This window comes from Hymenobacter yonginensis, assembly GCF_027625995.1.
GTDB classification, from domain to species: domain Bacteria; phylum Bacteroidota; class Bacteroidia; order Cytophagales; family Hymenobacteraceae; genus Hymenobacter; species Hymenobacter yonginensis.
The window spans coordinates 85477-111834 of sequence record NZ_CP115397.1; the positions used below are offsets into that span (position 1 = coordinate 85477).

General features: G+C 54.6%; 16 protein-coding genes. 3 read left to right on the plus strand and 13 right to left on the minus strand.

Annotation, left to right across the window (positions count from 1 at the left end; translation table 11 throughout):
* Positions 1-56: 56 nt before the first annotated feature.
* From O9Z63_RS20435 to O9Z63_RS20460, 6 genes are all read right to left on the minus strand, one after another.
* Entirely contained in the window at positions 57-5372 is a 5316-nt protein-coding gene (locus tag O9Z63_RS20435; RefSeq protein ID WP_270129557.1) for an FtsK/SpoIIIE domain-containing protein, read from the minus strand.
* A gap of 12 nt (positions 5373-5384) precedes the next feature.
* Positions 5385-6953, minus strand: coding sequence for a hypothetical protein (locus O9Z63_RS20440; protein WP_270129558.1), 1569 nt, complete (start codon positions 6951-6953; stop codon positions 5385-5387).
* Positions 6954-7015: 62 nt separating this feature from the next.
* Positions 7016-8932, minus strand: a complete 1917-nt coding sequence (locus O9Z63_RS20445; protein WP_270129559.1) for a hypothetical protein — start codon at positions 8930-8932, stop codon at positions 7016-7018.
* Between the two features lie 24 nt (positions 8933-8956).
* Entirely contained in the window at positions 8957-9775 is an 819-nt protein-coding gene (locus O9Z63_RS20450) for a phosphoadenosine phosphosulfate reductase family protein (RefSeq protein WP_270129560.1), read from the minus strand.
* A 59-nt stretch (positions 9776-9834) separates the two neighbouring features.
* Positions 9835-13311, minus strand: coding sequence for a hypothetical protein (locus O9Z63_RS20455; RefSeq protein WP_270129561.1), 3477 nt, complete (start codon positions 13309-13311; stop codon positions 9835-9837).
* Entirely contained in the window at positions 13304-14290 is a 987-nt protein-coding gene (locus tag O9Z63_RS20460) for a DUF4007 family protein (RefSeq protein WP_270129562.1), read from the minus strand. Before O9Z63_RS20460 ends, O9Z63_RS20455 begins: the two co-directional genes overlap by 8 nt.
* Before the next feature lie 136 nt (positions 14291-14426).
* Here O9Z63_RS20460 and O9Z63_RS20465 point away from each other — a divergent pair, with 136 nt between their 5' ends.
* A complete protein-coding gene (locus tag O9Z63_RS20465; RefSeq protein WP_270129563.1) occupies positions 14427-15581 on the plus strand; it encodes a cysteine desulfurase family protein in 1155 nt (384 codons plus the stop codon).
* Between the two features lie 26 nt (positions 15582-15607).
* Here the strand turns inward: O9Z63_RS20465 and O9Z63_RS20470 are convergent, their stop codons facing one another.
* The 7 genes from O9Z63_RS20470 to O9Z63_RS20495 form a co-directional block, all read right to left on the minus strand.
* The gene (locus tag O9Z63_RS20470; protein ID WP_270129565.1) at positions 15608-16708 is read right to left on the minus strand and encodes an HNH endonuclease domain-containing protein; all 1101 of its coding nucleotides are present in this window, start codon (positions 16706-16708) and stop codon (positions 15608-15610) included.
* 163 nt (positions 16709-16871) lie between these two features.
* Entirely contained in the window at positions 16872-17201 is a 330-nt protein-coding gene (locus tag O9Z63_RS20475) for a hypothetical protein (RefSeq protein ID WP_270129567.1), read from the minus strand.
* A gap of 498 nt (positions 17202-17699) precedes the next feature.
* A complete protein-coding gene (locus tag O9Z63_RS20480) occupies positions 17700-18878 on the minus strand; it encodes an RES domain-containing protein (protein WP_270129569.1) in 1179 nt (392 codons plus the stop codon).
* A 327-nt stretch (positions 18879-19205) separates the two neighbouring features.
* A complete protein-coding gene (locus O9Z63_RS21215; protein WP_408614002.1) occupies positions 19206-19517 on the minus strand; it encodes a restriction endonuclease in 312 nt (103 codons plus the stop codon).
* A 209-nt stretch (positions 19518-19726) separates the two neighbouring features.
* Positions 19727-22027 (minus strand): hypothetical protein, encoded by a 2301-nt coding sequence (locus tag O9Z63_RS20485; protein WP_270129570.1) that lies wholly within the window; start codon positions 22025-22027, stop codon positions 19727-19729.
* Positions 22028-22153: 126 nt separating this feature from the next.
* On the minus strand, positions 22154-22372 hold the full coding sequence (locus tag O9Z63_RS20490; RefSeq protein WP_270129572.1) for a hypothetical protein: 219 nt from the start codon (positions 22370-22372) through the stop codon (positions 22154-22156).
* A 692-nt stretch (positions 22373-23064) separates the two neighbouring features.
* Positions 23065-24027: a site-specific integrase gene (locus O9Z63_RS20495; protein ID WP_270129574.1), complete on the minus strand. Its 963-nt coding sequence runs from the start codon at positions 24025-24027 to the stop codon at positions 23065-23067.
* Between the two features lie 585 nt (positions 24028-24612).
* Between O9Z63_RS20495 and O9Z63_RS20500 the strand changes: the two genes are divergently transcribed.
* Together O9Z63_RS20500 and O9Z63_RS20505 are read left to right on the plus strand one after the other, a co-directional pair.
* Positions 24613-25254 carry a (2Fe-2S)-binding protein gene (locus O9Z63_RS20500; protein WP_270129575.1) on the plus strand — a complete coding sequence of 214 codons (642 nt, stop codon included), beginning with the start codon at positions 24613-24615 and terminating at the stop codon, positions 25252-25254.
* 104 nt (positions 25255-25358) lie between these two features.
* Positions 25359-26342, plus strand: coding sequence for an FAD binding domain-containing protein (locus tag O9Z63_RS20505; RefSeq protein ID WP_270129576.1), 984 nt, complete (start codon positions 25359-25361; stop codon positions 26340-26342).
* Positions 26343-26358 lie beyond the last annotated feature (16 nt).

The window sequence follows — 26358 nt, forward strand, 5'->3', positions numbered from 1 at the left end:
TTTGATCAAAATTGACGAAAAGCAGACTATATCTCATAAGTAATTGCCAGTTCAAATCATTCAATATTATTTGTTATAGTGACAATCTGGTCAATTACTTGCTCTTCAATGAACGGTACTTGGCCAAATATCAAATCGGATTCTCCTTCCAGTTTGGCCAACAAATGCCCCTTACCCAAGAGGCGTTCAGCACCTTTTTGACTTAAAGCAATTTCGGAAGTCCCCTCGGAGTCAACTTTTAGAATAAGCCGGTTCCCCAGGTTTGTGCGTAATTGCATGGGCATTACATTCGCATCGGGACGTTGCGCGGCAAAGACCAGATAGATGCCTGCCGCCCGCGCTTTTACGCCCAGGCGAGATACTACGCTGGTTACTTGCTGCTTGTATTCATCCACCTGCATCCAGTCGGCGAACTCATCGTGAATGAGCCAGATGACTGGCAAGCGCTTTCCTTCTTCTACCTTTTTGTTATAGGCGGTGATGTTCGCTGCGCGAGCCTCCCGGAACAGTTTGTAGCGGGCTTCCATTTCGTCAACCAGCGCCAGCAGCTCTTCCAACGCTTGTTCCTGCTCAACGATGATGCTGCCTCCCTTGATGTGAGGTAGTGGCTCCAAGGCAAAATAGTCCACCCCCAGCTTTGGGTCGATGATGATCATCTGCGCTTGCTCGGGCGTGTTGGTGGCCGCAATACACAGGATGATGTTCTGCACCAGCACGGATTTGCCGCTGCCAGTGGTACCGGCAATTAGCGTGTGCGGGGCGTTGCGCTGAGGCGAAAGGGTTAGAATTTCACCGTTGTCTTCGCGAATGGCAATGGCAAGCGTTTGGTTGCCATGAGTAGAGCCCGGGTGCCACCGACTCCAAATATCTTCCAGTCGAACCACTTGACGCTGGGGCCGCTCAATGGCAAGCGAAATGGCCCCGGACTCCGGGCGTACGGATACGACGCTCAAGCCGTAGGTTGTTTTGAACTCTACCTGCCGCTTTACCACTTGGTCAACCGTAAGATTGGCGTTGCCCTGGAAAGTAAGTAGCGCGGCATTCGGCGTGAGTTTGCTTTGCTGCAGCTTCGCATGCAGGTTAAAACCCTGCAAGGCGGCTTTCGTGCGCAGTGCGGTTGCGTTCAGCCATTCCAAGTCAGCCAGGGCTTCGGGCTGCACTTGGTCAGATTGGGGGAGCAGCTGTTCAATAGCTGGGTAAGCCCAGCGCGGATTCATAGTCGGTAAAACAACTACATCAGTGGGTGTACTGACAACCGTCGGTGGCACGGCGGGCGGAACAGGAGCTTGAGGAGGGGAGGACGGGCCGTTCCCCGGTAACGATGCTTCACTACCACCCGCGGCTGCAGTAACCGTTACGGAGGTAGCACCGGCTGCGGGCTGCACAAACGTTTGGCTGGCCCAAATGCTGGCATCCCCGTTGGCCGCGCGCACGGGCATGGGATCCTGTTCCGTGCGGTAACAATGGACCAGCTCTCGCACTTGGTCAAGTGAGAAGATTTCCTGGTAGGCGTTTTCCGCTTCGGTAATCTGGCTGAAGTCAGCATCGCTCGGCTCATTCTCCGGGCCAGAGATGAAGACGTGCGAATACCCCCGGACGCTGATGTGGCACTTACCTTGGCGAATAGCCAAGCGCCAGTCCGCAAGGTTGATGCCTGCGCCGGCCGGAAACTGCACCCCGTCCAGTATCAGATCGGATAAGCGGGCCAGCCATAATGCTCGGTCCAACCGCTCCGGGGCACCAAACAATGCCTCATTGATGCGTTTGAGGGTGTCCCGTAGCTGGTTGCGTGAAGTGCGCGCCCCGGCAATCAGGCCGCCACGGTCGATAAACTTGGCTTCACCGACGATAATGGTCAAGCGCAGCTCCCCATTTTCACCCCGGCTGGGGCTTAGCATCAGGATGTCGGCGAGCTGCTCTTCGCGCTGACCCAACCATTCGGCGTAGTCGTCGAGGAAGTACCAGCCGAAGTGGCCTTTTTCGCCGCCCAAGTAGGTATGCATTTCCTGCCGGATCAAAAAGCAGCTGAGTACCACGCCCATCAGTTCGCTGGCGCTGCGTCCGCGGCGGGCGGCCCGCAGCACGATGTCACCGGAAATCTTGTTGGCTTCGGCAATGAAGCGCTCAGTCAAGCTCTGTTGGGCCGGCTTATCCAGGCCTAAATCCAGGCTGGCGATGCGTCGTTGCACCATGGATTGTAACAACCCTAGGGAGGCCGTCGATGACACGATCAGGCTGCGTCCCTGGGTAGACGACTGCTTATAGCGGATAACGCGCACCTTGCGGTCGACCAACTGGCGGCGGTCCAGCAACTCATCGTAATTAACGACCCAATGCCCCAGGTTATGCGTTTCCTCGAAGATGTGGCTCATCTTCTGGTCCTGGAAATCCAGTTGGCGCGCGGGCAGCAAACGCCGAGTGGCATCCTGATCCCAGTTGCCTTTCACGAACGTAGTGATAGCCGTTAGATAGGCCCAGCCTTCCCGGGTTTGCGCCGGGCAGCATAAGTACACCACGGACTTCATGTCCCCGGTGGGGGCCGGTCGGCGACGCGACCAGTGCGCGGGCACTAGCTCCATTAGGGGGACTACGTGCGCATTTTCCTTGTACCAGTCGACCGTGGCGTGGCGAGCAATGACGTCCTGCAGGAATACGATGTCGTTGGGCGGCCCCTCGTGCTCGTTTGGGGCGGGCGCTTGGTCGGCTGAGATGCCAATGCGCAGGCGCGCCATGAAGTCCCGGGTGGCTTCGCTGGTGCTGTACGCGTCCGGGTCGGAGTCGGAGGCCTCCACAATGCGCTCGTAGAGGGGATGCAGCTTCTTGGGGTCGTGGTGACGCAATACGATTTGACACCGCACGTCTTCCTCTTCCTCGTGCATGGCGCCGATCCGATCCACCACTGCCTGAGGTAAGCGCGCGGAATCGCAATCATAGAGCACCACCGATAAGTTGGCGCTCTCGTGCGGTTGCAGGGCCAGGTAGCGAGCTACCAGCTCGGCTACCCGCTTCGACGACTCGGTAGGGTTGTCACTGGTCTCGGTATCCGTGGCCACGGGCGATTCGTGCAGGGTGTAGTCGCCGCAGGTATCGCTCAGGGCCAATAACTCGGGCTTGCTATCGTACCGCCCCAGCACTACCTCCGGGTAAAACGGATGGGCCAGTTCCTCGCGCAGATCTTTGAAGAATAACCGCCCGGCATCGCCAAACCGAACTTCTTCTTCCGTCAGATAGGCTTTGAGTAGGTCCCGTACCCGGCGGGCTTTCACGTATAGGGAAACCATCCGCAAGGGGTGCCAGGGCGTGATGATTTCGGTGGGGGCATCGCCCAATACGGAAACCGAACCGATGCGCAGCAGGGGTTGCAGCAGCAGTGTGCGGTTACGGTCGCCGACGGCTTTCTCACACACTGCCAGCAGCAATTCGGCGTACCGTTCTGCTTGTTCGCGCAGGGCTTCGGCTGCCAGCCCTTGCTGGATGAACCCTTCAATGGCTCCCGTGTAAGCCGTTTTAAAGCTGCGCCACAGCTCTTTAAGCTCTTTTTCGACCGCTGATGATACCAGCTCTTCAGCCAGGGCCAGCTTCAGGTTGGTTTCCCAACGGGTGGCAAGGTTGTTGGCGGCTTTGTAAGTGCCCACGAAGGACCCCCGGTTTTGCCCAAAGGCGGGCACCAGGGTACGCACGTCGTTGATGTTGACCGATTGAAAGCGGCCTTTGGCGCTAACGGCTTCTCGCCACGCGGTGCATAGGACCAGGGGGTGCTCCCGCAGACGCCCCCAGTCCGCGGCAAACTCCCGCGTGACTTTGATGGGATTGAAAGTCCAGATTAGTTGCGTGGCGGATGCCGTGGAACCGCTGGCCTGACCTTGGGTCACCGAGTCCATTTGCAGCTCCAGCGTAAACTTGAGTTGCAAGGCCGCTTTCGCCTCCGAGCGGTTGCGTGAATACTTGGGGGATTTGCGCCATTCCTCCAGCAGGGCTGGGAAGTTCAGCAGCTCGCCAACTTCCCATTCCACTTGGCTGCCCAGCAGCTCCCGCAGGCCGTTGTAGCGGGTAGCAAAGTATAGGCCGGCCTCGGTATTCAGCTTCTTAAGATCGCCCTTGCTTTTGGCATCCAGCCGAATTTTCAACCGGCGGTTGGTGCTGTAGTCTTCCACAGTAAGACGCTCCAAGCACAGCGCCAGCCCCGTTAGGAAATCCTCGTTTTCGTGGGGCCTTCCGAAGGCGAACTTGTCCCACCCGGCTTTCAAATGCCGGCTTTCACCAATTTGATGCCGGTGCAGGTCGTAAAAAAGCCGGTCTTCGTCGGTGGCCGTGGAAGGATTGCGCTCCGCGAGCCCTTTCAGGTACTCCCGCTCGTCGTTGGAGAGCAGGTCGTCGTCTTTGTCGTCGAAGAAATTCTGCGTGAGCTTGCCTAAGTTGAGTTTCTCGCGGCGCAGGCCATCAAAGAGGGGCCTTACCTGCTCCCATTCAATTTCAGCCAACGCCTTAGCCGCTTCATTCCACTGGCTATCGGCCGCGATGAAAGCCTCAATCACGGGGTAATGCGCCTCGGGCATGCCTTCGCGGACTTTTGCAAAGGCGGCGCGTAGGTTCGCCGAGGTGAGCAGGGTCTGGGCCGGGGTCTGTTTCCGGAGATAGGGAGCACGTTTCTTGTGCGCGTCCAGAAAGAAGAGCTTCCACCGGGAAACGTGCCGGTGGAATTTTTCGGGCAGCCCGATAAACATGCTGGTGTCGCGCGGCATGGCCAGCGCGGGCAAAGCCGCGCCCAGGGCCGCGAGCAACGGAGCCCCCTCTTCCACTTCGCGTCGTGTGCGCAGTACGTACTCGGCCACGTGAGGTAGGGAACGAATGCTGAGCTCCATGAGAGCCCGTAGCACCCGGCCCCACACGTCGATTTGCTCGTCGGCCAGCTCCAGGCCGGTGGCCGCTACTTGTACCCACAGTTCCGCTTGCGCCAACAGGACGGCTGAGCCGATGGGCTCAATCAGATTTAGGGACTGCGCTTCGTCATCCCCGGTATTGGCCAGTAGCAGCGCGGGCCGCTCACAATCCGCATTGCGGAGATAGGTGGCCCGCTGCGTGGTGAGAATGTGCTCGGGTAAGTTGTATTCGGATATGTAAGGCAGCAATTGCGCCTGTGGAAGCTGGATTTCCACCAGGTCCACCAGCGGCCCGTGGTCCAAAATGGCCCGGGCAATGGCGGCCATCTGCTCCCCCTTTAGCTGATCCAGAATAAAACGCGCGGTGCCCGTTTCTCCTTCACTGCCCTGAATGCGTTGGGACAGGTAGAGGGTCGCCACCTGGCCGATGAGGGTAGCAGTCGTAAAGGTGGTTGCTTCCGACGGACCGGCGCTGAGCGTACTCGTTTCCATAATACGTACTAATTAAGCGTGGCCCTGGGATACGTGGCCATTGGGATTAATCACGTAGGCGCAACCGTCCGACAAGCGGCGCAACAGGCCCAAACTATTTAAGCGCGATTCTAAGCGGGCAGCGTTCGCGGCGAAGGGTTTTGGATCGTATTCCTCTTCGGCAATTACCAACGCCGCTTCCCGCTCACTGAAGACGAGGCCGTAGCGCGAGTAGAGCACTTGGAAGAATTCCTTAAGCTCCATGCGATGCGGCACGTTGGCGAAAATCAAGGTCTTGAGTAGGCCGTCGGTCGGGGCGTAGCGGTATTTATTAGTGCCACGCCGGGATACCAAGCCAATCAGGCGCCCCAGGGTGCGGTGAACTTCTCCGGCGTGCTGCTGATGGCGAACCTGCGCCTTTTCCCGCAAGTAATCCAGCAGTTCATCCGGGTCGTGGCTACGGTCGTAATCGGCCGCATCGTCCCACCAAATCTCTTTTTGAAGCACCTGCTGACAAGCGTCAAATATATCCGCCGGCGTATGCAGTTGCAAGGCTTGCTGCCAAGCCTCCGATTGCTGAATGCGGGTGATGTAGGCCTGGACCGCGTCGCCGGACAGCCCGTTGTTTTCCTGGAAATTGATGATGGAAACTTCTCGAACAAGCGTCTTTTTTGGCGCTACCACCTCACACAGGAACGTGAGGCGTTCGGCTTTGCCGGTCCACTCGGCGGCTACGTGTAACTGGTACAACAGCACGTGAAAAGCCCCCAGCGTAACCAAGTGGTTGAGCACATCAAAGTTGGGTAACCCCAGTTGGAAAAGGTTAAGCCAGTCCTCCCCCAGCGCATTAAAGCATGGATGCTGCTTATAAGGCAAATAGCTGTGTTTGCGCTCTTCATCGCCTTTTTCCGGCTCCCGCTCCAGCACCGTCAGCAGCTGATTCCACTCGTTGTCACCCTTGAGGAAGTCGTGCAGGTAAGGTCGTAGGGAGTCCGCGGCGTCGCTGCGGCACAGCATCAGATAAAGCAACTCCCCGGTTCGGGTGAAGTTGTTAAAGTCCCGGTCCCCTTTGAGGTCCTGGTCCTCGTAGATGGCGTTGGCCCCAAAGGGAAAGAGAAAACGGGACGTCCACCGCTTGTTGCTCTCGCTTTCCACCGAGGCATCCCGCAACATGCCCACTAGAAAGGCAAAGTCACTGAAGCGTTCGAAGCGGCCTTTCAAATAAGAAAAGTCGGTATCGGTCACGTGCATGGCATTTTCTTTCATCCACTCTAGCCACTTGTTCCACGTAGTGTTGGAATCCAGCTTCTCGTCTTCTAGGCTTTTAATCAGCTCGTTGTTCCAGAGAATGTTGCGCAGCCGCATGCGCCGGCGTGGCTGGTATACCAACGCGGGGTAGGAGGCCGGTTCCTGCAGCAAGCTGCCCTCCCGGAAAAAATACTCCGCGACCGTTAGGCATTCCAGGAACATGAGCCAGGGCGTTTGGGGGTACACCCGGTGCCCCCAGATCTGTTCGTCCAGCCAGAACAGCATGCGGGTGTAGTGCCCTTTGGGCGGTCGGGCAACCAGCAAGTCGGAATCGGAGAGGAGAGGTAGGGGCATAGGCAGTAATGATAGAGGGGCATAGTGCCCCGAACAGGGAGGCTCGAGGGCTGATAAAAAGGTTAGGTAGTGGCCGGCAGGTTCAGCTGAATGGTGCGGTGCTCCGGGTTGCCGTTCTCGTCCAGCCGCAGTCGCTGGAAGCTAAGTATGAACTCGTCCCCTTCCACTGCTTCCGCTTTGCGGCGCTTTTTGAGGGCCGTAAGCAGGCGACTTTTGAACGATAGAACGTCCTCGTAGCATTCCTTTGAAAAGCTGCTGGGCAGGGCCCCCTCAGCCACGCGGGAGAGGAACTCGTAGCGCACCAAATTCAAGGGAAACACTTCGCTGATTTGCTCGCTGAGCGTCACCTGCAGCGCGGGCTTATTTCCCTGCCAGACAATTTCCACCCGTTCGCCCTTGCTGGGGACTACGGAGATGGAATCCTCGTAAATCCGGGACACCTTGGCGCCAGTGGACTGCAGGCTCGTGCCCAGGCATAGCTTGCGGTCATCGTTGATGAGCATGCCCACAATCACCCGGTTCAGGCCCCGGACCAACCGGCTGACGATGTGCCGGTCCACCCGCCCTTTGAGGCTGGGGTGAACGGTGCGCACTACTTTCTCCAAGTATTCGCCCGCGAAGCGGAAGACCGTCAGGTCCCACAGGTGCAGGTCAGTGGCCTCGTTGGCGGGTATTTTAAAGAATAGGGCGCGGCGCTGCACCACCAGCATCTCCAAAAAACGACTGTTAATCAGGTCTTCATCGGCGGATTCAACGTAGTCGCTTTGGGCCTTGCGGTAACTGGCGTCTGCCCCGTAGAAGGTGTCGCTGCCCAAGTATTGATCGTAGTAGGGTTGGAGTGCCTCATCGGCTTCCCCAAAGATCAGAATGGAGTCGATGCGGTTGGTCGTTTCATGCCCCAGCCGGAAGCGGTCCAGGTAGTTGAAGACGCCGATGCTTTCCCGGCGGCTTTCGCGCAGGTTGCCGCCAATCAAGTTGTTGTAGATGCTGGCTTTGGCCACGGAGCCCTCCGCAACGATGCGAGTCACATCCGCCGGCACCATCAGATGGTCTTTGCACGTGTTCCCCGAATAACCCAGCACGGCGTTCACCAGCAACGCTAGAATCTCCCGGATGGGAATGTGCAGGTCATTGTAATCACAGAGTTCCAGCAAGTCCCGCAGGCGCTGCTGCAGCAGCGGAGTTTGCAGCAACTCGTAGTTTCGCCGAATGGGTGATTTCGGTCCAAACGCCACGGATTCACCGTTCTCCCCCTCAAAGCACAGCTTCCAGCCCGGGTGATTCAAGAATGCATCTACGGCACAGTCAAAGAGCTGCGCAGAGGAACCGCGCGACAAGTTGAAAAACCGGAGGCCCACGCCGGGCTGCTCCTCCTGATCTTCCACCAGGAGCTGCTCAAACAAAGCACGGGCCCTGTTGACGGCGGGTGAATCCGGTAACCGGCGCCAAGTTTCAATCAACTGGCCGTCGTTGGCGGCGATGAGGAAGTAGTCGGACGTCTGAGCGGAGAACAGGCCATCGGAAAACTGCTCCAGCAAGTTGCGAGCGTCGGGCTCCCACTCCGCCCCTTGGGGCGGAACCCAGGCGCTCAAATCTCGAATCACGTGCAGGGTGGTGCCCGAGGGGAGCGTCAGGTTGATATAGGGATTGTTGGAGGCCCACACGCCTGCTTCGCCTTGTAGGTGTTCCCAGATCTTACTGCACAGGTGCGTTTTACCGTCGCCGGCCGTACCGGTTAAAATCACGGAGACCAGCAACTCCCCGGTTAGGCAAGCGAGTACCTCGGCGAAGCGGGGGTGGGGAAAGGAGATGGGAGTGACACCCGCCCGCTTGGCAGCGCGGCCGGTATGCTCTTCAAAAGCAGAGTCGTTGGCCGGGATAGGGCCGTATTTGCGCACGAAGCGAACCCAATTGGTCGCTGCATCCTTAAGTCGACCTGCGGTCGGCAGGCTGGTTATTCCCGTATCCGGATGGGCCACGTCGATAGAAAATAGGATGAAAAACTATAATTGGCAAATTAAGCAGCCGTTCCGCTCTTCGTAGTCATCAACGCCCCCCAGAATATGTAGCAGGCTGCGGTTGGTGGCTTTATTGCGGGCCCGCTCCTGTGCGGCGGCATGATCCCGAACGATCTGCGCCATCCGCTCTGGCTTTTCCAGCTCTTCCAGGGGCTCATCTCCGCACCAGTAGAATACCGTGGTGGCGTTCTTGCCCGGCTTCTCGTACGCTTTCGCTTCCTCGAACAAGTCAGGGTGGGCTTCTTTGAGGCGGACCCACTCAATTTTCTGCTGGTAAAAGCAAAAGAAGCAGCCGGAGCGGGTGCGCCCCCAATTGGTATAAGGCGGCATGCCCAGGCCGGACTCTTCCAGGATGCGTTCGATGTCAGCCTTAACCAGCCCGTCCTCGATGAAAGGATACAAGGGCTTAATGTTGGGCTTGTGGCTGATATAGCCTTCCCGTTTTTCATCGGCGCGCAGGCCCACGTAGTTGTAGCAGTTGTCCTTGCCGATAAAGCGCTCGAAGGGCTTGAGCTTCATCATGCGGGTGCACCAGCGGCGGTGATTCGAGGGGAGCATACCCCCGTAGATTTTCAGCAGCTGATCAAACCCGATGAAATCACCGTTTTCCACGGTGCTCTTGTGGATGGGCTTGCCCAGCAACGCCTCCAGCCGGCCGAGGTACTCGTACGTTTCGGGCAATTCCTTGCCCGTGTCGTGAAAGACGTACTCCATTTCGGGCACGCGGTCCCGCATGTAAATGGCCAACGCCGCGCTGTCTTTGCCGCCGGATAAACTTAAAATATGTCGAAAAGGGAGTTCCACGGCAATTCTGGTACTATGAGATGACCAATGTAAATGTTTAAACGCTGCAAAAACAGGGCTTAGAAAATTTCCTGTCCGGTTTCCGTAGCCGTTGACTCCGTGGCGGAGAGCAACTGCCACAGTGCCCGCGACGCGGCGGCCATGCCCACGAGCCCTTTATCGCGCAGTAGCCCGGCGATGACGTCTTGCAGCTCGTTGGCATCCTTGACTTCCTCCGGCGTGAGGTGGATGACTTTTTTGCGTTCCTGACCCGTGGGTTGGGTGAGGGCAATGCGGACCGACTCCCCCTCAACCGTGCCTTTGAACTTGCTGCGGTTGTAGACAATGGCCTCTACGCGGGCGAATTGTGCGGCCAGGTGATGAATCTCCTGCTCGTACTTGTGCACGTCGGCGTCCTTCCACTTGGCCGGTGGCATGGCGCATACCAAGTTGCCCAGCGATTCCAGCCACATCGTTTCGGATAGGTTGGTGTCGGCCAGACGAAGGCAGAAACTCTTCAACCGGGGCTCGGTGACGAAACCTGCCACCGAAGCAGCCCGGGGGGCCAGCGCCTGCCGGACCTGCTCGAACGTGCCGTGCAATAAAAACTCTTCCTGCAGGCGCTCTTTAATCCAGTGCAGCAAGGCCGGGTGGGCCCCCCGCAGCTCATCGATGGCCGTTTTTAAAGCCAGGGCAAACTGTTCAACCGTCTGGTCTTGCTCCCCGGATTCTTCCAGAATGGGGGGCAGGTCACAGGCTTCGGGCAGGGCATGAAACAACAGCGTAGCGGGGTCGCGAGCCGTCATCAATAGTGCTCGTACGGCCTTGGTTTGCGGGGCCAGACGCGAAGTCTTCAGTGTATATGCTGGCAGGCCGGCCACGAAGGTCAGCAGCGGCTTGACCACGTCCAGCAGGTCGACGCGCACGGGCTGCTTGCCTGAAAGCTTCAGGTGCTGGATTAAGCTTTGGAACAATCCCGTCCGCACCCCGCTGATGGGATAGAACTGAATGTCAAACGTCTCGGGGGCTTTGGTAAGCCGGAAGAAGTTCGAGCCCGTGATGCGGGGAATGAAGGTATCGTCCTCGTAGAAGGCGAGCTCCTGCTCGTTGATCACGCTGAAAATAGCCAGCAACAGGGGGATCATGCCCTCCCGCACGCCATAAGGTGCTTGCTGCAGGGCGGCGTAGACCTCCGTCGCCGGTACCCGAGCGTCGCTGGACGCGCGCAGAACTTCCCCAATGCGTTGGAAGGCGGGGAGTATACGTAGGTGGTCATGCTCCGCTGCAGGTAACTGCAAGGACCACGATTGATGCTCTGGATTGAAAACGTGGAGCTGGGCTTCCTTAAGTACGGACAAGTACATGGACATTTCCGGCGGCGTTCTCGTCGCATCCATGCCCAAATAGGGTTCCGAAGAAGTTTCGAACAGGTGTTCGCACAACCGCCCCCGCGCCGCCGCGGCCGCCGAGGAGGGCGACTTGCGGTTCACGAGTTCGTTGTGGATCAGTGGCGCGGAATGGAAGACTTCATCCAACACCGTAGTCAGCAGCGTCATGACCTCCGGGCCCGACTTGACGGTGGGCAGCAAAGCCCCCTGGCGGAACCAACGCAGGCCACTTTCGTCCGTCGCGTTGGTCATGCCCACGTAGCGCTGCAAGTGCTCGGCCAGGCGTTGCTGAGCCAGCGCCAATTGGGTAGCGGTTTCGTCCCGCGCGGGCCCGTCGTGCTGCAGCTCCGGCACGTTACGCTGAATCCACTCCCAGCGCAGTACTTCGGCCAGGACGGGCGCCAGGCCCTGCAGGGGCTGGGGCACGGCAATGAGCACCTGGGCCAGGGAGTGGGTGAGTTCCGTCTGCACTAGGGCCAAAGCGCGGGCTTCCTCTTCCGGCGTCTCGCAGAGCGGCACCAGGATGCGACCGTCAGCCGTCAGTGGCGCGCGCATATGGTCCGCGAGCGTATCGACGGCAACGTATACCACCTCAAAGAAGCGCAGCGTGCCGGTGCGGATGTAGTGGCGGCGTGCCACGAGGGGACGCACCTCTAACCGGTCACGCACCAAACCGGCCACCTTTTGCAAGGATCCAATCTCCCGGGTGGCTTCGCTATACACCGTATCCAGGTTAACGCTGGTGTGGGGCCAGAGGCTGTAGCCGCCTGCGGCTCCGCGGTAGTACAGCAGGTGTTGGGCTTTGAGGCGTTGAATGGCCGCCTTCACGTCTTCGCTGCCCCGCAGCGCGAGTTCCAGCGCTTCGTTGGTAGCCAGCAAATCCTCGGCATTCAGCACGTTGAGCAGGCCAATCGTTTTGAGCAGGCCAAGCTCTAGAGGTTCCTCGCCCCGGTAGGAGGAAACAATACCATCGATGGCCTTCCAGTGGTTGCGAAAGCTCTGCAGGCTCAAGCGCTGGTTAAAGGCTTGCCGGGCGTAATCGTAGAGGTCGGCAATGCGAAAGAAGTCGCGCCCTTCGGTACGCTCCACAAAGTCCAGCAGGCCAAAGGGCTCACTGCCGAGCAGAAATGAGAACAACGACCGCTCGTTCTGCCCGAAGGTGGCAAACAGGCGCACCAGCACGGGCAGCACCGTGGGGTGCAGCGGGTAGAGACGGGCGGCGATGTTCAACAACGACTTCTGGTGGGAAGCTGTGCCGTACCAGCGCAGGCGCAGCGCGTCCTGCATGTCCCGCTTGGCGTGCGCCGACGCCTGACGCGGGGCTTCCGTCAGGTCGGTGTTGAGCGCGCTGGAAATGAGCTCGGCTACTTGCTCCAGAGGATGATGCCAGCTGAGTTCCTCGTAGCGGCCCGCGATCTTTTCCCATTCCCGCTGCTGGGTCTGCGTTAAGTTCTCGGCGTAACCGCTGATGCCTTGGTGCATTAGCACCACGATCATCAGGGGCGCCGGTCCGCTGCGGGCCGCCAGCTCCGCCAGCCCTTGCAGCAGGTAAATATCCTGGCGCTCGGGGTGCAACGCTGCGAACTCCAAAAACTTGCCTACCTCATCGAGCACTAGCAGCAGGCCCTGAGCGAGCCCGCTTTCGAGCATTAGCGCGTGAACTGCTTGCACCCATTTAATGACCTGCGCGTCGGAAACGAGACCTTTTGCTACGGCAGCGTGGAGCTTGGCCACCAGCTTCGTTGGCGGTTCCGGCAATGCTAGCAGCAACTCGTGTAGACCGCGTACGATGGCTAGACCTAGCGGCTCCCGGGAGCCCGTCACCAGGACCGGCCATAAGGGCAGGGACGCGGCGTCCACACTTTGCAGGGCAGGCGCTATGGCCGCTTGTAAAGCCGCAGGTAACTGCTGACGTCGGTGGGAAAGTATATTGGCTAGTAGCAGGGCAAATGAGGATTTGCCTGACCCGTAATCCCCCGTGATGCGCCAGGCGCGTAGCCCGGAGGTAGGGGTTAAGCCCGCCGTAAGGCGCGCCGTACTCTGCTTGGCGTGTTGGGTTACGACGTAATCCTGCAGCGCGACCGGGTCGTGCCAGTCGCGTTCAATGTGGGTGGAGCGCAGAAAACGCCCCTGAATATTTAAAAGCTGCGCTTGTTCGACTTCATGCATGGTCAACCACCTCTTCCGACTGTGCGGCAATGTTAATTGGGGCAGGACGCTGGTAGACGCTGGCTAGCAAACGCGTTTCTACCTCCTCGCTCCACTCGAATGATTTAAGTACTCGGGGCAACGCTGCCGAAATACGGTATTCTAATAAGCCCTGCGAATCCGATCGTAAGTTCTCCAACCGGTCCTCCAGATCCTTTTCGGTCAATTTGAAGACTTGCCCAACGCTACCTGGTGCTCTGGTTACCTCCCGAAAGGTTAATGACTGCTCATGGGGCCGGTTCCGGCGCCAAAAGTCATGCAGGCAATACGCAAGTAGCGGACCGGTGATTTCGGGCTTGTGGTCCCAGCGGAAGGTGAACACGGCCTCCCGTCGGCGGCCATCGGTCGACTCTGCCATTCGTTCTCCGGCGGGTACCAGCAAATTGAGCTCGGTTAGGGGGCAGTCCAGATTGTCTTCCAGCACTTCCCCTTTGCGTCCTCGGGCCGGGATGTAGGTGTGCAGAAAAATGTCCAGGTGCTGGCTGAGGGTTGCTTCGGAGAGGGGCCGGTCTTGCTTGGCGGCCTCCAGTTTAAAATTGCGCAGCAGCTCACTGCGGGACAGCTCGGGTTCCGACCACTGGTTGAACAGGAAATACCAAGCAAACATGGGTTCCTCCACGTGCGCGCAGAATTTCCAGTGAATCAGCCACAGGGTGCGCACGTCTTCCAAGTAGGGGTCGTAGCCGGTTTGCGGGTGGAAAAGCGCGTGCCCAAAGGCGGTAATTTGGTAGCCGGGCTCGGTGGGGTGCGGCTCCGCAATGCCCGCTAGCTGCACCCAAAAGCGGATGGCACGCACCATGTTCTTGCCCACCCCCAAGCGCACCATGGCTTCGTTTTCCTCGCTGAAAAGCGCCGGATTGCTGGCTAGATGAAGGTAGGCCTTGGGTAACCAAGTATAGCGGCACGGAAAACTTTCGTGCCCAGAAAATCGAAAACGCATAGCGTGCGGTAAGGTAGAAAAGGACGAGAGAGCAGGCCAAGCTGAAAAAAAGCCAGCAAAGCTTTACGGCGGCCCATCCCATCTTCAAAAGTAAGCGAATCAATCACGAGTTTTGCAGACTATTTACCCCGCTGCAATGATTTACCTAGACAACCACGCCACAACTGCTTGTGACCCACGAGTAGTAGAAGCCATGCTGCCTTATTGGCTTACGGCCTATGGTAACCCCGCCAGCCCGCATGAGCTGGGGCGGCAGGCGGCCCGGGCCATGGAGCACAGCCGGCAGCAGGTCGCCGGCTTGCTGGGCGCGCAGGCAGCCGAGATTGTGTTTACTTCCGGGGCTACGGAAGCCAACAACCTGGCCTTGTTGGGGGCGGCCCGGCAGCATGAGCGCGCTGGGGGGCACCGCCGGCGCCTCGTGACCACCGCCATCGAGCACAAGTCGGTATTAGAGCCGTGCGAGTGGCTGGCTGCCCAGGGCTGGGAGGTGGTGGTACTGCCCGTGGACGCACAGGGAACGGTGCAGTGGGCTGCAGCCGAAGAGCTCATCACCGACGAGACCTTGCTTGTGTCCGTCCAGGCAGCCAACTCCGAAATCGGCACGCTGCAGGACGTGGCCCGGCTGGCAGCCCTGGCCCACGCCCACGGGGCGTTACTGCACTGCGATGCGGCGCAAGCAGTAGGCAAGGTTGTGGTAGACGTGCAGGCCTGGGAGGTTGATTTGCTTTCCCTGAGCGCCCACAAACTCTACGGGCCCAAAGGCGTCGGGGCACTGTATGTGCGGGGCGGTAGCCAGCAGGAGCCGCTGGTGCCCTTGATGCGGGGCGGTAGCCAAGAATTTGGGTTACGCCCCGGGACGGTTCCAGTACCGCTGGTCGTGGGGCTGGGATGGGCCGCTCAGCTGTGCGCCGAGGAGCTGCTGACGGAAAGTCAACGCCTGGCTGGCTTGCGCGACCAATTGGAGCAGGAGCTGCTGCGCAGCCTGCCGCAGGTGCAGGTTAACGGCAACACCGACCGGCGCCTACCCCACAACAGCAGCCTGACGTTCGTGGGCGTGGAAGCTGAAGCTCTAATGGCCAATTTGTCGGAGCTGATGCTCAGTACCGGGGCAGCGTGCGAGGCGGGAAGCCCGGAGCCGTCGCGGGTGCTCTCGGCCATTGGCCTGTCCTACGAGGATGCTTTTTGCACGGTCCGCCTGGGTTTGGGCCGGTTCACGACCGAAGAGCAGGTAAGGGAGGCGACAGAAAGCATCCGGGAGGCCGTAACCTTGCTGGAGGCCTTGCTGCGTTGATGCGTGGAAGGGCCGCCGTTGCGCGGCTATGTAATACCGCGGTACACGAAGGGATAAGAAAACCCTAGGTTTTGCGCAATCTGAAGCTGCGGTGCTAGTTGCCCGTGTAAATAATCGCGGAAGCTGGAATAGGACAGCTCACGTAACGCCGCGATATCCCGGGCGAACAACAAGTGGTAGTCTTCCAGCAGCGCATAGTGCTCCTGATCAGCGTGGAACTGAAACGCGCTGTATTGCAGGGCGGCGAAGGGCTCGAAATACTGCGGAAAGGACGGTAACCAATCGTTCTTGGTTGAGTTAACCGTTTTGGGGGTTGGAATGATATTCCACAGCTGATCGTGCGCCACGAACGACCAGGGAAGAAAATGGTCTAGGCTTAGGCTCTTAAGGATGATGGGTTGTCCGGAATAGATGCACGTGAGTGCTGGGTGGGCCGTTAGATAGTGCTTCCAAAAGTGGCTAGCGGTCTTTAAATCTCGCTGGCTGGGCTTGTCTAGTTTTTCGGTTAAGCCGGTAACGTTGGGATTGTTCTTCTGCAGGAATCGAACCAAATGCCATTGGATAAAGCCCCGCAGAATAGCTTGGTGTTGCTGCAGGTATTCGATCCACTCTTCGTGCAGCACCAAGTCTTTGCCATCAAACCGGTAAGGGGCCCGATTGCCAGCGTTTGCAAGGGCGATAATGAGCGCGTTTACCTTCGGGTCATGCAGGGCCCGCGTTTCTTCGGCGAACATGGGCCGAATAAAGCGGTAGGGTACCCAGTTGGTGAGCTTGCGGACCCACGCTTGCAGCAGCTGCTGCTCAGCCGTGGGCATGGCCCGAAGCTGGGTAAACAAGGGGGGCGCCGTTGGGCTGTTATCGACGACTACGTGCTGCGTAATAAAAGCAGCGATTGGTTTAAAGGTGTCTCGGCGGCCGAAAGAGAGCTTAAAGTAATCCAGAGGGTACCACACGCTGCCCAGCATGCGCAGCGCCAAGTCGTGCATGGCTACGCGCGCGGTGCCCGTGTCTCGTAAGTGGTCCAGAATGGCGAGAAACCAGTAAAATTTGTAGGCGTTGGTCGTATCCGCAAACACAGCGGACAAGGCTGCGATGTTGAGACGAGAGCCAGAAGGCAGCTGTGTCACCTGATTTGCTTAATGAGTAGTAAGGCAGCGGATTATGAATTTATTCAAAGCCCTGTCTGGCTAGGCCCTGATGCGCTGATGCTGTGTTGTTCGTGAACGTATGTTCGCACGCTATTACGTGCTTGTTAGAACGTTGCACGAAAAGCCGTATGCTGGCTCAACTCTACTGGTTAGCGAGATCAAGTATCATCAGCATGTTGCTGAATGGGTCCCGAAGAGTGGCTGTTTTTCCCTCCTCGTAGCCATGATTAATGCCTAACACATCCCCTGGGTCCGTCATCAACCTGGCGAGCCGTTGGCGCGCCTGCTCCATGAATGGCAACCGCAAGCCAAAGGGGCTTATATTCCCCGAAGGGCTGAGAACGAAGGACTCGCCGTCAAGCTGGTAGCGCAATCCATAGGGCTTTTCAGTAGGTGAAAAGTCGAATAGGGAGGTATACCAACGGTTCGCCATAGCTATGTTATCGGCAAGAACGTGCTGAACTGGTTCCATAGGAGAATGCCTAAAAGGTGTATCAGTACCCTATCATTAAGTACTATTTCATAACCGGTAGCGACAGAAGCAACAGGATAAAGATATGATCGTCAGGGATGAGAAAATCATAACCGGTGCCAATAAGCGCGCTCGTTCGGATAATTCGGTGAAGGGCCATAAGAAGTTTGCGAAAGAGGAGCCAGCGGAGGCAGCTCAGATGCTAGATTGCATCATTAAAATACCTATCGGACCCTGATGACTCGTGGCATGAATGGGTGCTACGTGTATACCGATGCAGATGCAGAAACAGAAACAGAAACATATTTCCGGAAGCAGCTTGCTACCTGAAATCCCAATTAAGGGCTCAAGTACTTTCTCTCATACCATATGAGCCTCCGGTCGCAGAGTATACCTGCGGCCGGAGGCTCTTGATTGAACAGACTCAACTGGACTGGTAGGTTCGGCTTACTGCAAAGCTACTGTTTAGGGTTCTTCTCTCTACCGCAATGTGATTTCCTAGGGCATCACTAAGCGGTCGAGATGACGGTACTTAAGTAGTAATTCAAGATAGCCGAATGCCGAGTTGAAGTAAGACCTCCGAACTCCCTCAACTAGTTCAAGGTCCTTACTACTGTTAAATGCTTCCGCAACATCTGCGGGGCTTGACGTTTTCAGGTCGGAATAAGACATGAGCCTTTCCAGCTCAAGAGAGGTCGGGGCTGTAAGCGAAAACAGCTTCACTAGCTCACGGCAGTAACCGCTGCTTCTGGACTTTTTAACGGGAAAAACATAGTTGTAAGCGGATATCCCATCAATCTTACTGTAGTCCACTCTGGTAGAGGGGAATTTGATTCCTGCTACGCCTTTCGCAGCCGTTACATACTGGAGTAGCAACTGGGGAAGAATATACTCAGGCTTAAACGTGTCGCCGTCTGTCCTGGTCTTTATAGAGCAGGCAATACAAAGCGGGAAAACAGTCAGGTAACGCACAAGGAAGAAAAGGTGCTTACCACGAGTGGCACCGTCTCTAGGTGCCTCTATATCTGCTAGAAAGTCTTGTATCCGCTCAATCTTGACCACTTTCGCTGTATCCATGTTTTGGAAGCGGCTGAAGTACAAATTGTCTATTCTACTCTGTCTGGTCTCTTCCCAACACACATATACCGAATCACCCAGATAAAGCGCTGGTAAACCGGGAATGCTGTATCGACTGGTAGATACCCGGCCACGATTCTCAAAGGGATTGTGAAAAAGGTCTTCTCTAGTGAAGTGCTGTTCGCCAGGGTGGCGAGTGCGGGAGCGGTAGAAGGTGACTCCTTCAGGTAGGCTCTTAGCTGTTAATAGATAAATGGCTTGAATATCGTCTAAGACATTTTTGAAAGTCTCAGCAGCCTGTATTACTCGGCCATTGTAATAGTGTTCTATCGTTTGAATTAAGCCATTAGAGAGCGTGCAAATGGTTTTATGAAGGGGAGTATGCAGTATAGGTACGTTCATTTCAGACCCTTCGCCAAACGGCATTCCGTCTTCGGTCTCAATCAAGGGTCTGAGGACCTGGTTATAGTACGCGTTGTACTTGTTGAGTTGCTCTGCTAGATAGTTAGGGTAGTCAGCGTCAGAAAGTGCCTGGGCGCGGGGGATCTCAAATTCACTGAAGTCTAAAGCAGCTCTGACTTGATCGTAACGTTCAGCCAAGGAAGGAGAAGTTTTGGCATATAAAACCTGGGATTTGATAATTAGCTTAATAGTACAGAAGGCTATCAGCTGAATAAGGGAAGTTGTTGAGACTTACTAATTGGGTGTTTTTTATGAAAGCTGTCAAGCCTGATACTTAAGAACTTATTCTTGACGCTTTGCAATATTTCCGAGGCACTTGAATTTATAAGTAGATTCTTCAACGGTGTAGCCGGGATAAGCGGGCTAATCATCTCAAGTCAAGCAACATCGATTATCAATTAGTTTAACGGTGTAACCCAAGCGAGAGGCAATTTCCTTCATCTTTTAAGAGGTTTTGAAAGCGTATTAGATTTCTTTACAATACATAGCGTTCTTGTCTCCCATAAGAAGCAGTTTACCAATAATACTTTGCAGCGTACTAAAATCTTCAGGTACGGTCGGGCCCTCGCTTCGTTTGACCTGGATGAGCCAGTGTGTGTTCCCGCTATTGATGAACAATACATCAATGCCTCGGTCGCTAGGTCCGCCCATATGCTTCACCTCACAGTGAGTATAGCTTGCACTGATAATGTCAGCAACTAAGTGTTCGAGCCTATTAGAAGTTATACTATTCAAGTGGTGAGGGTAGCGAATGATGTATTTGGCGGGAGTGGGCATAATACAATAGCTTATTGAATTCACTCTGTTTCACGCTCGTGACAAATAGCTTACCATTGGCCCAAATTATATCGGAACTTCATGATTCAGTGGACCTGTGTAAAGTTGATCCTGATATTAGATACCTGCATACACAGAAAGCCCCAAGATTTGGGCACAAGTGGGTAGCTCGGGAAGCAGGAAAGCTTCCCTGTCAATTGAGGTCATAACTAGTTAGCAATATCCTTGTTAACGCTTTTCATGCTTTCTATATCGTTAACATTATTCTCAATTCCTTGCTCCCTGTACTCGGAGGCAATGTTTACTTGAACCACCTCTCTCTCATCTCCCCAATATATTACACTCGAAAATACAATAGCTAGTTGCACTTTCAAATCATTAGTATCAGGAGCATCTTCTAAATTCCATCTATTTTTAATGTGCGAGTTTTCATTTTTATTTATATCCAATACAGAAGAATACACTTGAAGATCTTTGTCAATTAACACAAGGTTTAATTCTGTTATCGTACTCTCATCAATATTTTTGTGTTCGATTACAGGTAGGTCAGATTCAGCAACAATAAACAAAGCATCCTGTACATCATACTCAGTAGATGGTATATATCTGGTCATATCCCTAAAGTGGCTATTATCAAGAATTTGTTTAACTTCATGCCTGACTTCTACGCCAACAATAACAATGTCTTTGGCGCCATTAATTATCCTATCTATTCCCAAAAGAAAATTATCTTTATTCAGAAGATAACGCTTGGTTTTAGAAACAGAAAACGATTTTGGAATCAATCTTTCGATATTTTGTGATGCAATTTGCCCAGCAAAGAATGTGTCAAAATTTAAACTAGGTATATCATCTTCTACAAAGGAAGATTTTGACATAAGAACTATTCCGCCACTAATAGGAATTTTTACTTTATTTTTTTCTTGGTTTATATCTTTTGAAGTAAACACAGAATTGTACTTTGAAAAAGATTTTCTTATGATATTAGCTGAATTTATATAAAACGACGCTATTTTTTCATCAGACAATTCTGTGCTAATTTTTTTATCAGCTATATTTTTATTAATAGCCGATTTAAGGCGATCCACAAATAATAAAAATTCGATTGATTTTTCTTGGGCTATATTATATAATTCAAGTTCATTCAACAGAACATCATTACTTATTATTTTGCGTAGAATATTTTCAAAATAAGAAACTGTATCAAGCCAATTATTTAATTCAACTACTTCATTCGGAAGAACAGGTAAAGCTGTAAAATTTTGGAAGGTGTAATATTGCCGCAAAGTATACTGACGCATAAACAAAACGACAAGATATTTGCATATCCAATGGTTTACTTGACTTCTGCTTCCAAGATTATCCAGCTCAGGAAACGAGTATTTTATATCTATAGGTAATTTTGTATTCTTAAAGTCATTACGAAAATGCTCAAACCAGTTAAAAATTTCTGTCATTGATTGAGGAAGTAAAACATATTGCGGGGGTTGTGATTGAGAGTATTCAAAAATATATTTTAACACGTCATACCTATTCCTATATAACATTAAGCCACCAAGAGCATAGTGTAATTCAAGGAATGAATTGCGCTCTTGCTGCCTTACTGCAATTGCTGCCTCATTGGCAATACTGCCTTTTTCATAATCAGCATGAATCATTTTCAAGTTATATGTGAAATACTGATTTGAATTAGACCAAAACATTTTCACAAATCGAGGATTATCACAAAATATATATATATTTCTCCACAACCAGTTGTATGTATCATCAGATATATTTATTTCTTCAAAATCTTCCCCAAGTAGCCAGACCCCGCTTACAGCCCTATGTTCTATTGCTTTAAGCTTCTTATTATCAGTATTTACAATTTCCACATTCAGCTTATTAACTAAGAAATACAGATCAATAGGATATACTAAAGGCTTATTTTTATCATGATTTTTACGAATTTTAGCAAAAACTTTATAATAAAAATCTAATAATGTTTCCTGCAAATGCTCATCTTGTTTCTCAATAGCATAAAAAGTTAATTCGTTAATAGCTTTTAAATGATACTGACTAGCTTCAGGACTACCCTTCAATAGTTCATATTTTTTAATAATATGGGTTAGCAACGACGTGGACTTTCCATTGAAAAGGACAACTTTGTCTAGCCAAATAAAGAATGAAACTGTAAACAGAAGTGATAATGCTAAGACTAAAAATTTTGCTGAATCATTTACAAACCAGTTATCCCAGCCAAATAATGGGGGGATTTTAAATATCATAAATATTAATGATGATATTGTAAAATACATAATAAATTTAAAAAATGAAATTCTATAATTATTTTTGTTTATAGTAATAGACAACGACTTTTGAGGAAATTCGCTATCAAATAGCACTGGAATATATTGAGAGTTATATTTATCTCCTATATTGGAAATTTTATCAACTATAATTGGATAAGCAATGCCTAATATTGCAATATCAATTGCTACACATATTTCAATTATGTATTCTGGAGTCATCAGAGTAAATTTTTTAAGATTTTTTTCAGAAGTTGACCTTGCCAAGGCAACTTAAGTGTGCAATATAACAGCGGGTAGCAATCCTTATCGGTTCACTACCCGTCGCTATGTTCAAGCCTTAAGCTTCTACGGCTGCCTGACGACCCCTACCGGTGCCTGCTGGCTTGAGAAGTCGAAGTGCTGGGTTATTTCCTTGGTGTGCCAGGAGGCGTAGTCATAGTACATATTAGTTTTGCTCATCGGGCCCATGTTCTCGGCTTTCTGCGACTTGGTGCCAATGGCCGAGAGGCTGTGCATGAAAGAGAGCTGGGCGCCGGGGAAGGCTGGGGCCGTGTTGTAGGGCATGGCTGAGAAGCTGGGTGTGAACAGGCGTAGGTAGACGTCTTCTTGGTCTCAGACTATCGTGAGGGGCTGGCCGGTGGTCTGCAGGGTGAGCCAATAGAAGTTAGAGTAGTAGCCCTTGAACTCGGGGTACTCGAAGCCGCGGGTGCCTCCTATTTCGCCGGTGCTGGTGTTGCAGGATTTGGTCTACACACCCAGGTTGGTGCCCTTCAGGCGGTCTGTCCAGAAGCGGTAGGGGCCCTCGCCGTGCCACCAGGCGCCGCGCACCTCATCCTCGGTGTAGTTGAAGCTCAGGCCGGCCAGGCGAAGTCGTAGTCTTCAGGAAATACTTGGCGGTCATTTTCACTCAGCCTGAGGGAAACACCGTCCACTGCAGTGACAGTTAGTGGCTCTTCTTGGCAAACTTGGCTTTGACAAAGACGTGCTGGCCGTCTTGGCGCTGGCTCAGGTCCTCGAAGGCGGTTTCATCCTCGGCCAGCACGCGGCCGTTGGTGAGCAGGATGACGCCCTTAACGTTGCTTATTTGTTAGCATGATCAGGCCTAATTAAGTCATACTCTAAGTAGGTATTATGGTGTGACCATAATTACATGTGCTAATCAATGAGTGTCTTAGCCATACAGGTTCCTACGGAAACTTTTAACTATTTATAGAATAGAATAGAATAGAATAGAATAGAATAGAATGAATACTCTACTATAATCCCAATTTTTGGGCCGCATTGTGTTGTCGCACATCATCTAATCGGGTATATCGACGGATCATTGTGGACGTCTTATGCTTGGTCTGGTTCATAATTTCACTATCATCAGCTCCAGCTAGTTTTGCAACCGTTACAAAGGACGCCCTGAGTGAGTGTGCGGAATATGTCGGACCGAGGTATTTCTGAACGATAATATTGATACTCTTGTCCGATAACCGAGCCTGGGTCAGCCGCTGGCCCATACGCATCCCAACGAAAACCGGCCCGGTTTCCCGCTTCAACGCTCGTAGCCAAGCCTGCAAAGAACGGATAGGGCAGACCTTGGCTTCCGGCGAATAGAAAATAGCCTTTTCCTCGTATTCACCTAGTTGGTTGGTTTTGCTCTTCGCCAGTGAAACAATCAGGCAATCCTCAGTGAAGCGCAAGTCCTGTACGTTCAAAGCCGACAGCTCTGAACGGCGGAAGGCTCCAGTAAATCCCAACAATAAAATAGCCCGATCCCGTAGTCCTGTCACCATTTGGGTATCGATAGCGCGCACCAAACGCTTGAGTTGAACAAGCGAAAAGGCCGGTGCTTGCTTTTGCCGCACGCCGTGCACGCGGCGGATACCGTCGAGCAGCACCTGAAACTGCTTGTTGTCCGTGGGGCAATCCAGCCCGCGCAACACGTGTGCTTTGCTGATGGCCGAAAGATGGCGGTGAATAGTCGCGACCTTTTTGCGCGCGTCGGCCAAGTAGGTCACGTAGCCGGCGAGCGTATCCACTGTCGCCGGCACCGGCTCGACTTGGTTGGCCTGGCACCAGTGGGTGAAGTGCCGCAGGTCCGAGGCGTAAGCCCGGGCCGTGTTGGGTGCACCTTGCAAACCAGCCTCGACGTACCGCGCCGTCTGCTCCGATAGGCTCGCAAGCGAGTCGGTAGTCTTGGGCGTGGTCATCAGCCGAGCGTCGGTTTTCATGTAGCCTATATATAAAGGAGTAGCCGGGCGAAAAATGGCTCGAAAAGCAAATATACGTACAGATTCCGATAATTAAAAGTTATCGGAACCTATAGGTTCGGCGATAGGGAACATCAAGTAAACCTTATCAGTCCTTATAATTTTAATTCAGCGCTATGCGGCACTCCTACATATGGCTACTCGCCTCATAAAAATGATTTTCAATTTGCAAATCGAAAATCAATGTAGTGATGATGCGGCAGCGCAACGGAATGCGGCCCTAGGGTGTAGCAGTCCTGCCGAAGGCTATTTTACTGGAAGGTGCTGCCTAGCAAAGTAAGGAATTGGCGCAGGCCTTATTTCTGAGTCCAACCGAAATTCCCTTTAGTTTAAAGCGGCGCCAGTATGTCCAGCTGCTGGATAACTCGAGCCGGCATGTGGCCCGGCGGACTTTTCTGGAGTATTTATAATAAGGCTTCGTACAACCTGCTTCGCAACCGTCAAAACTACATTTGAGTAGATGCAGTTGGCACCCGGCAGACGCCTTGGCGGCCCCGACGCGGCGTGCGGCGGCGCGGGCTCATTTTCCCACCTTTACTTCATCCCATGCAGTCTGATTTATTCCCGGACGCCCAACCCGAGGCTACGCAGCCATCCGACGGTTCGCGCCGCACGTTCATGCAGCAGGCCGGGGGCATCCTGGGCTTTGCCCTGGCTTCGCCCATCGCCAGCCAGGCCGAAACTCTGGCCCAGAAGCTCGCCCCGGTCAACCCGGTGGTGTCGGGCGCCAGCCCCATGCAGCTGCGCATCAACGGCCAGGTGAAGAACCTGACCCTGGAGCCCCGCACCACCCTGCTCGACGCCCTGCGCGAGTACCTCGACCTGACCGGCACCAAGAAGGGCTGCGACCATGGCCAGTGCGGCGCCTGCACCGTGCACGTGGATGGCCAGCGCATCAACTCCTGTCTCACCTTGGCCGTGATGCAGCAGGGTAAGGAAATCACCACCATCGAAGGCCTGGCTAAGGGCGACGAGCTGCACCCGATGCAGGAGGCGTTCCTCAAGCACGACGGTTTCCAGTGCGGCTACTGCACCCCTGGCCAGATTATGAGCGGTGTTGCCTGCGTAAAAGAAGGCCACGCCACCACCGACGGCCAGGCCCGCGAGTGGATGAGCGGCAACATCTGCCGCTGCGGCGCCTACCCCAACATTCTGGCCGCCGTGCGCGAAGTAGCAGGTAGGGCTTAGGGACTTAGGTTTTAGGGCTTAGTATGCTCCGTCAGTGGGGGCTGCTTGGCCGTATTCCAAAATCAATCCTAAATCCTAAGCCCCTAATCCCTAAGACCTGACCCATGAACAACTTTAGCTACACCCAGGCCACTACGGCTAAGGAGGCCACCGGCCGCACCAAAGACCAGCCCCAGGCGGCCTACATTGCCGGCGGCACTACCCTGCTAGACCTGATGAAGGCCAACTTGCAGGAGCCCCCGCAGCTGGTTGACATCAATCAACTCCCATTTAAAGGAATTGAGCAGACCAAGGACGGGCTGCGCATCGGGGCCATGGAGCGCATGAACGCCGTGGGCGAGCATCCGCTGGTAAAGGCCCAGTTTCCGGCCATTTCCGAGTCGCTGCTGCTGGCGGCCTCGCCGCAGTTGCGCAACATGGCCAGCATCGGGGGCAACATTCTGCAGCGCACCCGCTGCGGCTACTTCCGCGACGCGGCGTTTCCGTGCAACAAGCGCGTGCCCGGCTCCGGCTGCCCCGCTCTGGAAGGCGACAACCACAACCTGGCTGTGCTGGGCACCTCCGACAGCTGCATTGCCACTGCCTACCCCGGCGACCTGAGCGTGGCCCTGGCCGCCTTCGATGCCGTGCTGACCCTGGAAAACGCCAAGGGTAAACAGCGCCAGGTGCCCGTAACGGATTTTTATCTGCTGCCCGGCAGCACGCCCCAGAAGGAAACTGTGCTGGAGCCCGGTGAGCTGCTAGTGGCCGTGACCATCCCGGCCGCCGCCCACGCCCGCCGCTCCACTTACCTGAAGGTGCGCGAGCGGAGCAGCTACGCTTACGCCCTGGCCTCGGCCGCCGTGGGCCTCGATGTGCAGGGCGGCACCATCCGCTCGGCCCGCGTGGCGCTGGGCGGCGTGGGCACCCGCCCCTGGCGCTCCCTGGAAGCCGAAAAGGCACTGGTAGGCCAGCCGGCCACCGAGGCCACCTTTAAGGCCGCCGCTGCCGCCGCGCTGCAGGGGGCCAAGCCCCGCAGCGAAAACGCCTTTAAAGTGGAGTTGGCCCAGAACACGCTGGTACGCGCCTTGGAAGCGGTTAGCGCCTAGCCGTTCGCCCTCGCCC

Coding starts and splice junctions, on each gene's coding strand:
- O9Z63_RS20435 (WP_270129557.1), bottom strand. CDS start 5,372: ATGGAAACGAGTACGCTCAGCGCCGGTCCGTCGGAAGCAACCACCTTT.
- O9Z63_RS20440 (WP_270129558.1), bottom strand. CDS start 6,953: ATGCCCCTACCTCTCCTCTCCGATTCCGACTTGCTGGTTGCCCGACCG.
- O9Z63_RS20455 (WP_270129561.1), bottom strand. CDS start 13,311: ATGCATGAAGTCGAACAAGCGCAGCTTTTAAATATTCAGGGGCGTTTT.
- O9Z63_RS20460 (WP_270129562.1), bottom strand. CDS start 14,290: ATGCGTTTTCGATTTTCTGGGCACGAAAGTTTTCCGTGCCGCTATACT.
- O9Z63_RS20465 (WP_270129563.1), top strand. CDS start 14,427: ATGATTTACCTAGACAACCACGCCACAACTGCTTGTGACCCACGAGTA.
- O9Z63_RS20475 (WP_270129567.1), bottom strand. CDS start 17,201: ATGGAACCAGTTCAGCACGTTCTTGCCGATAACATAGCTATGGCGAAC.
- O9Z63_RS21215 (WP_408614002.1), bottom strand. CDS start 19,517: ATGCCCACTCCCGCCAAATACATCATTCGCTACCCTCACCACTTGAAT.
- O9Z63_RS20485 (WP_270129570.1), bottom strand. CDS start 22,027: ATGACTCCAGAATACATAATTGAAATATGTGTAGCAATTGATATTGCA.
- O9Z63_RS20490 (WP_270129572.1), bottom strand. CDS start 22,372: ATGCCCTACAACACGGCCCCAGCCTTCCCCGGCGCCCAGCTCTCTTTC.
- O9Z63_RS20495 (WP_270129574.1), bottom strand. CDS start 24,027: ATGAAAACCGACGCTCGGCTGATGACCACGCCCAAGACTACCGACTCG.
- O9Z63_RS20500 (WP_270129575.1), top strand. CDS start 24,613: ATGCAGTCTGATTTATTCCCGGACGCCCAACCCGAGGCTACGCAGCCA.
- O9Z63_RS20505 (WP_270129576.1), top strand. CDS start 25,359: ATGAACAACTTTAGCTACACCCAGGCCACTACGGCTAAGGAGGCCACC.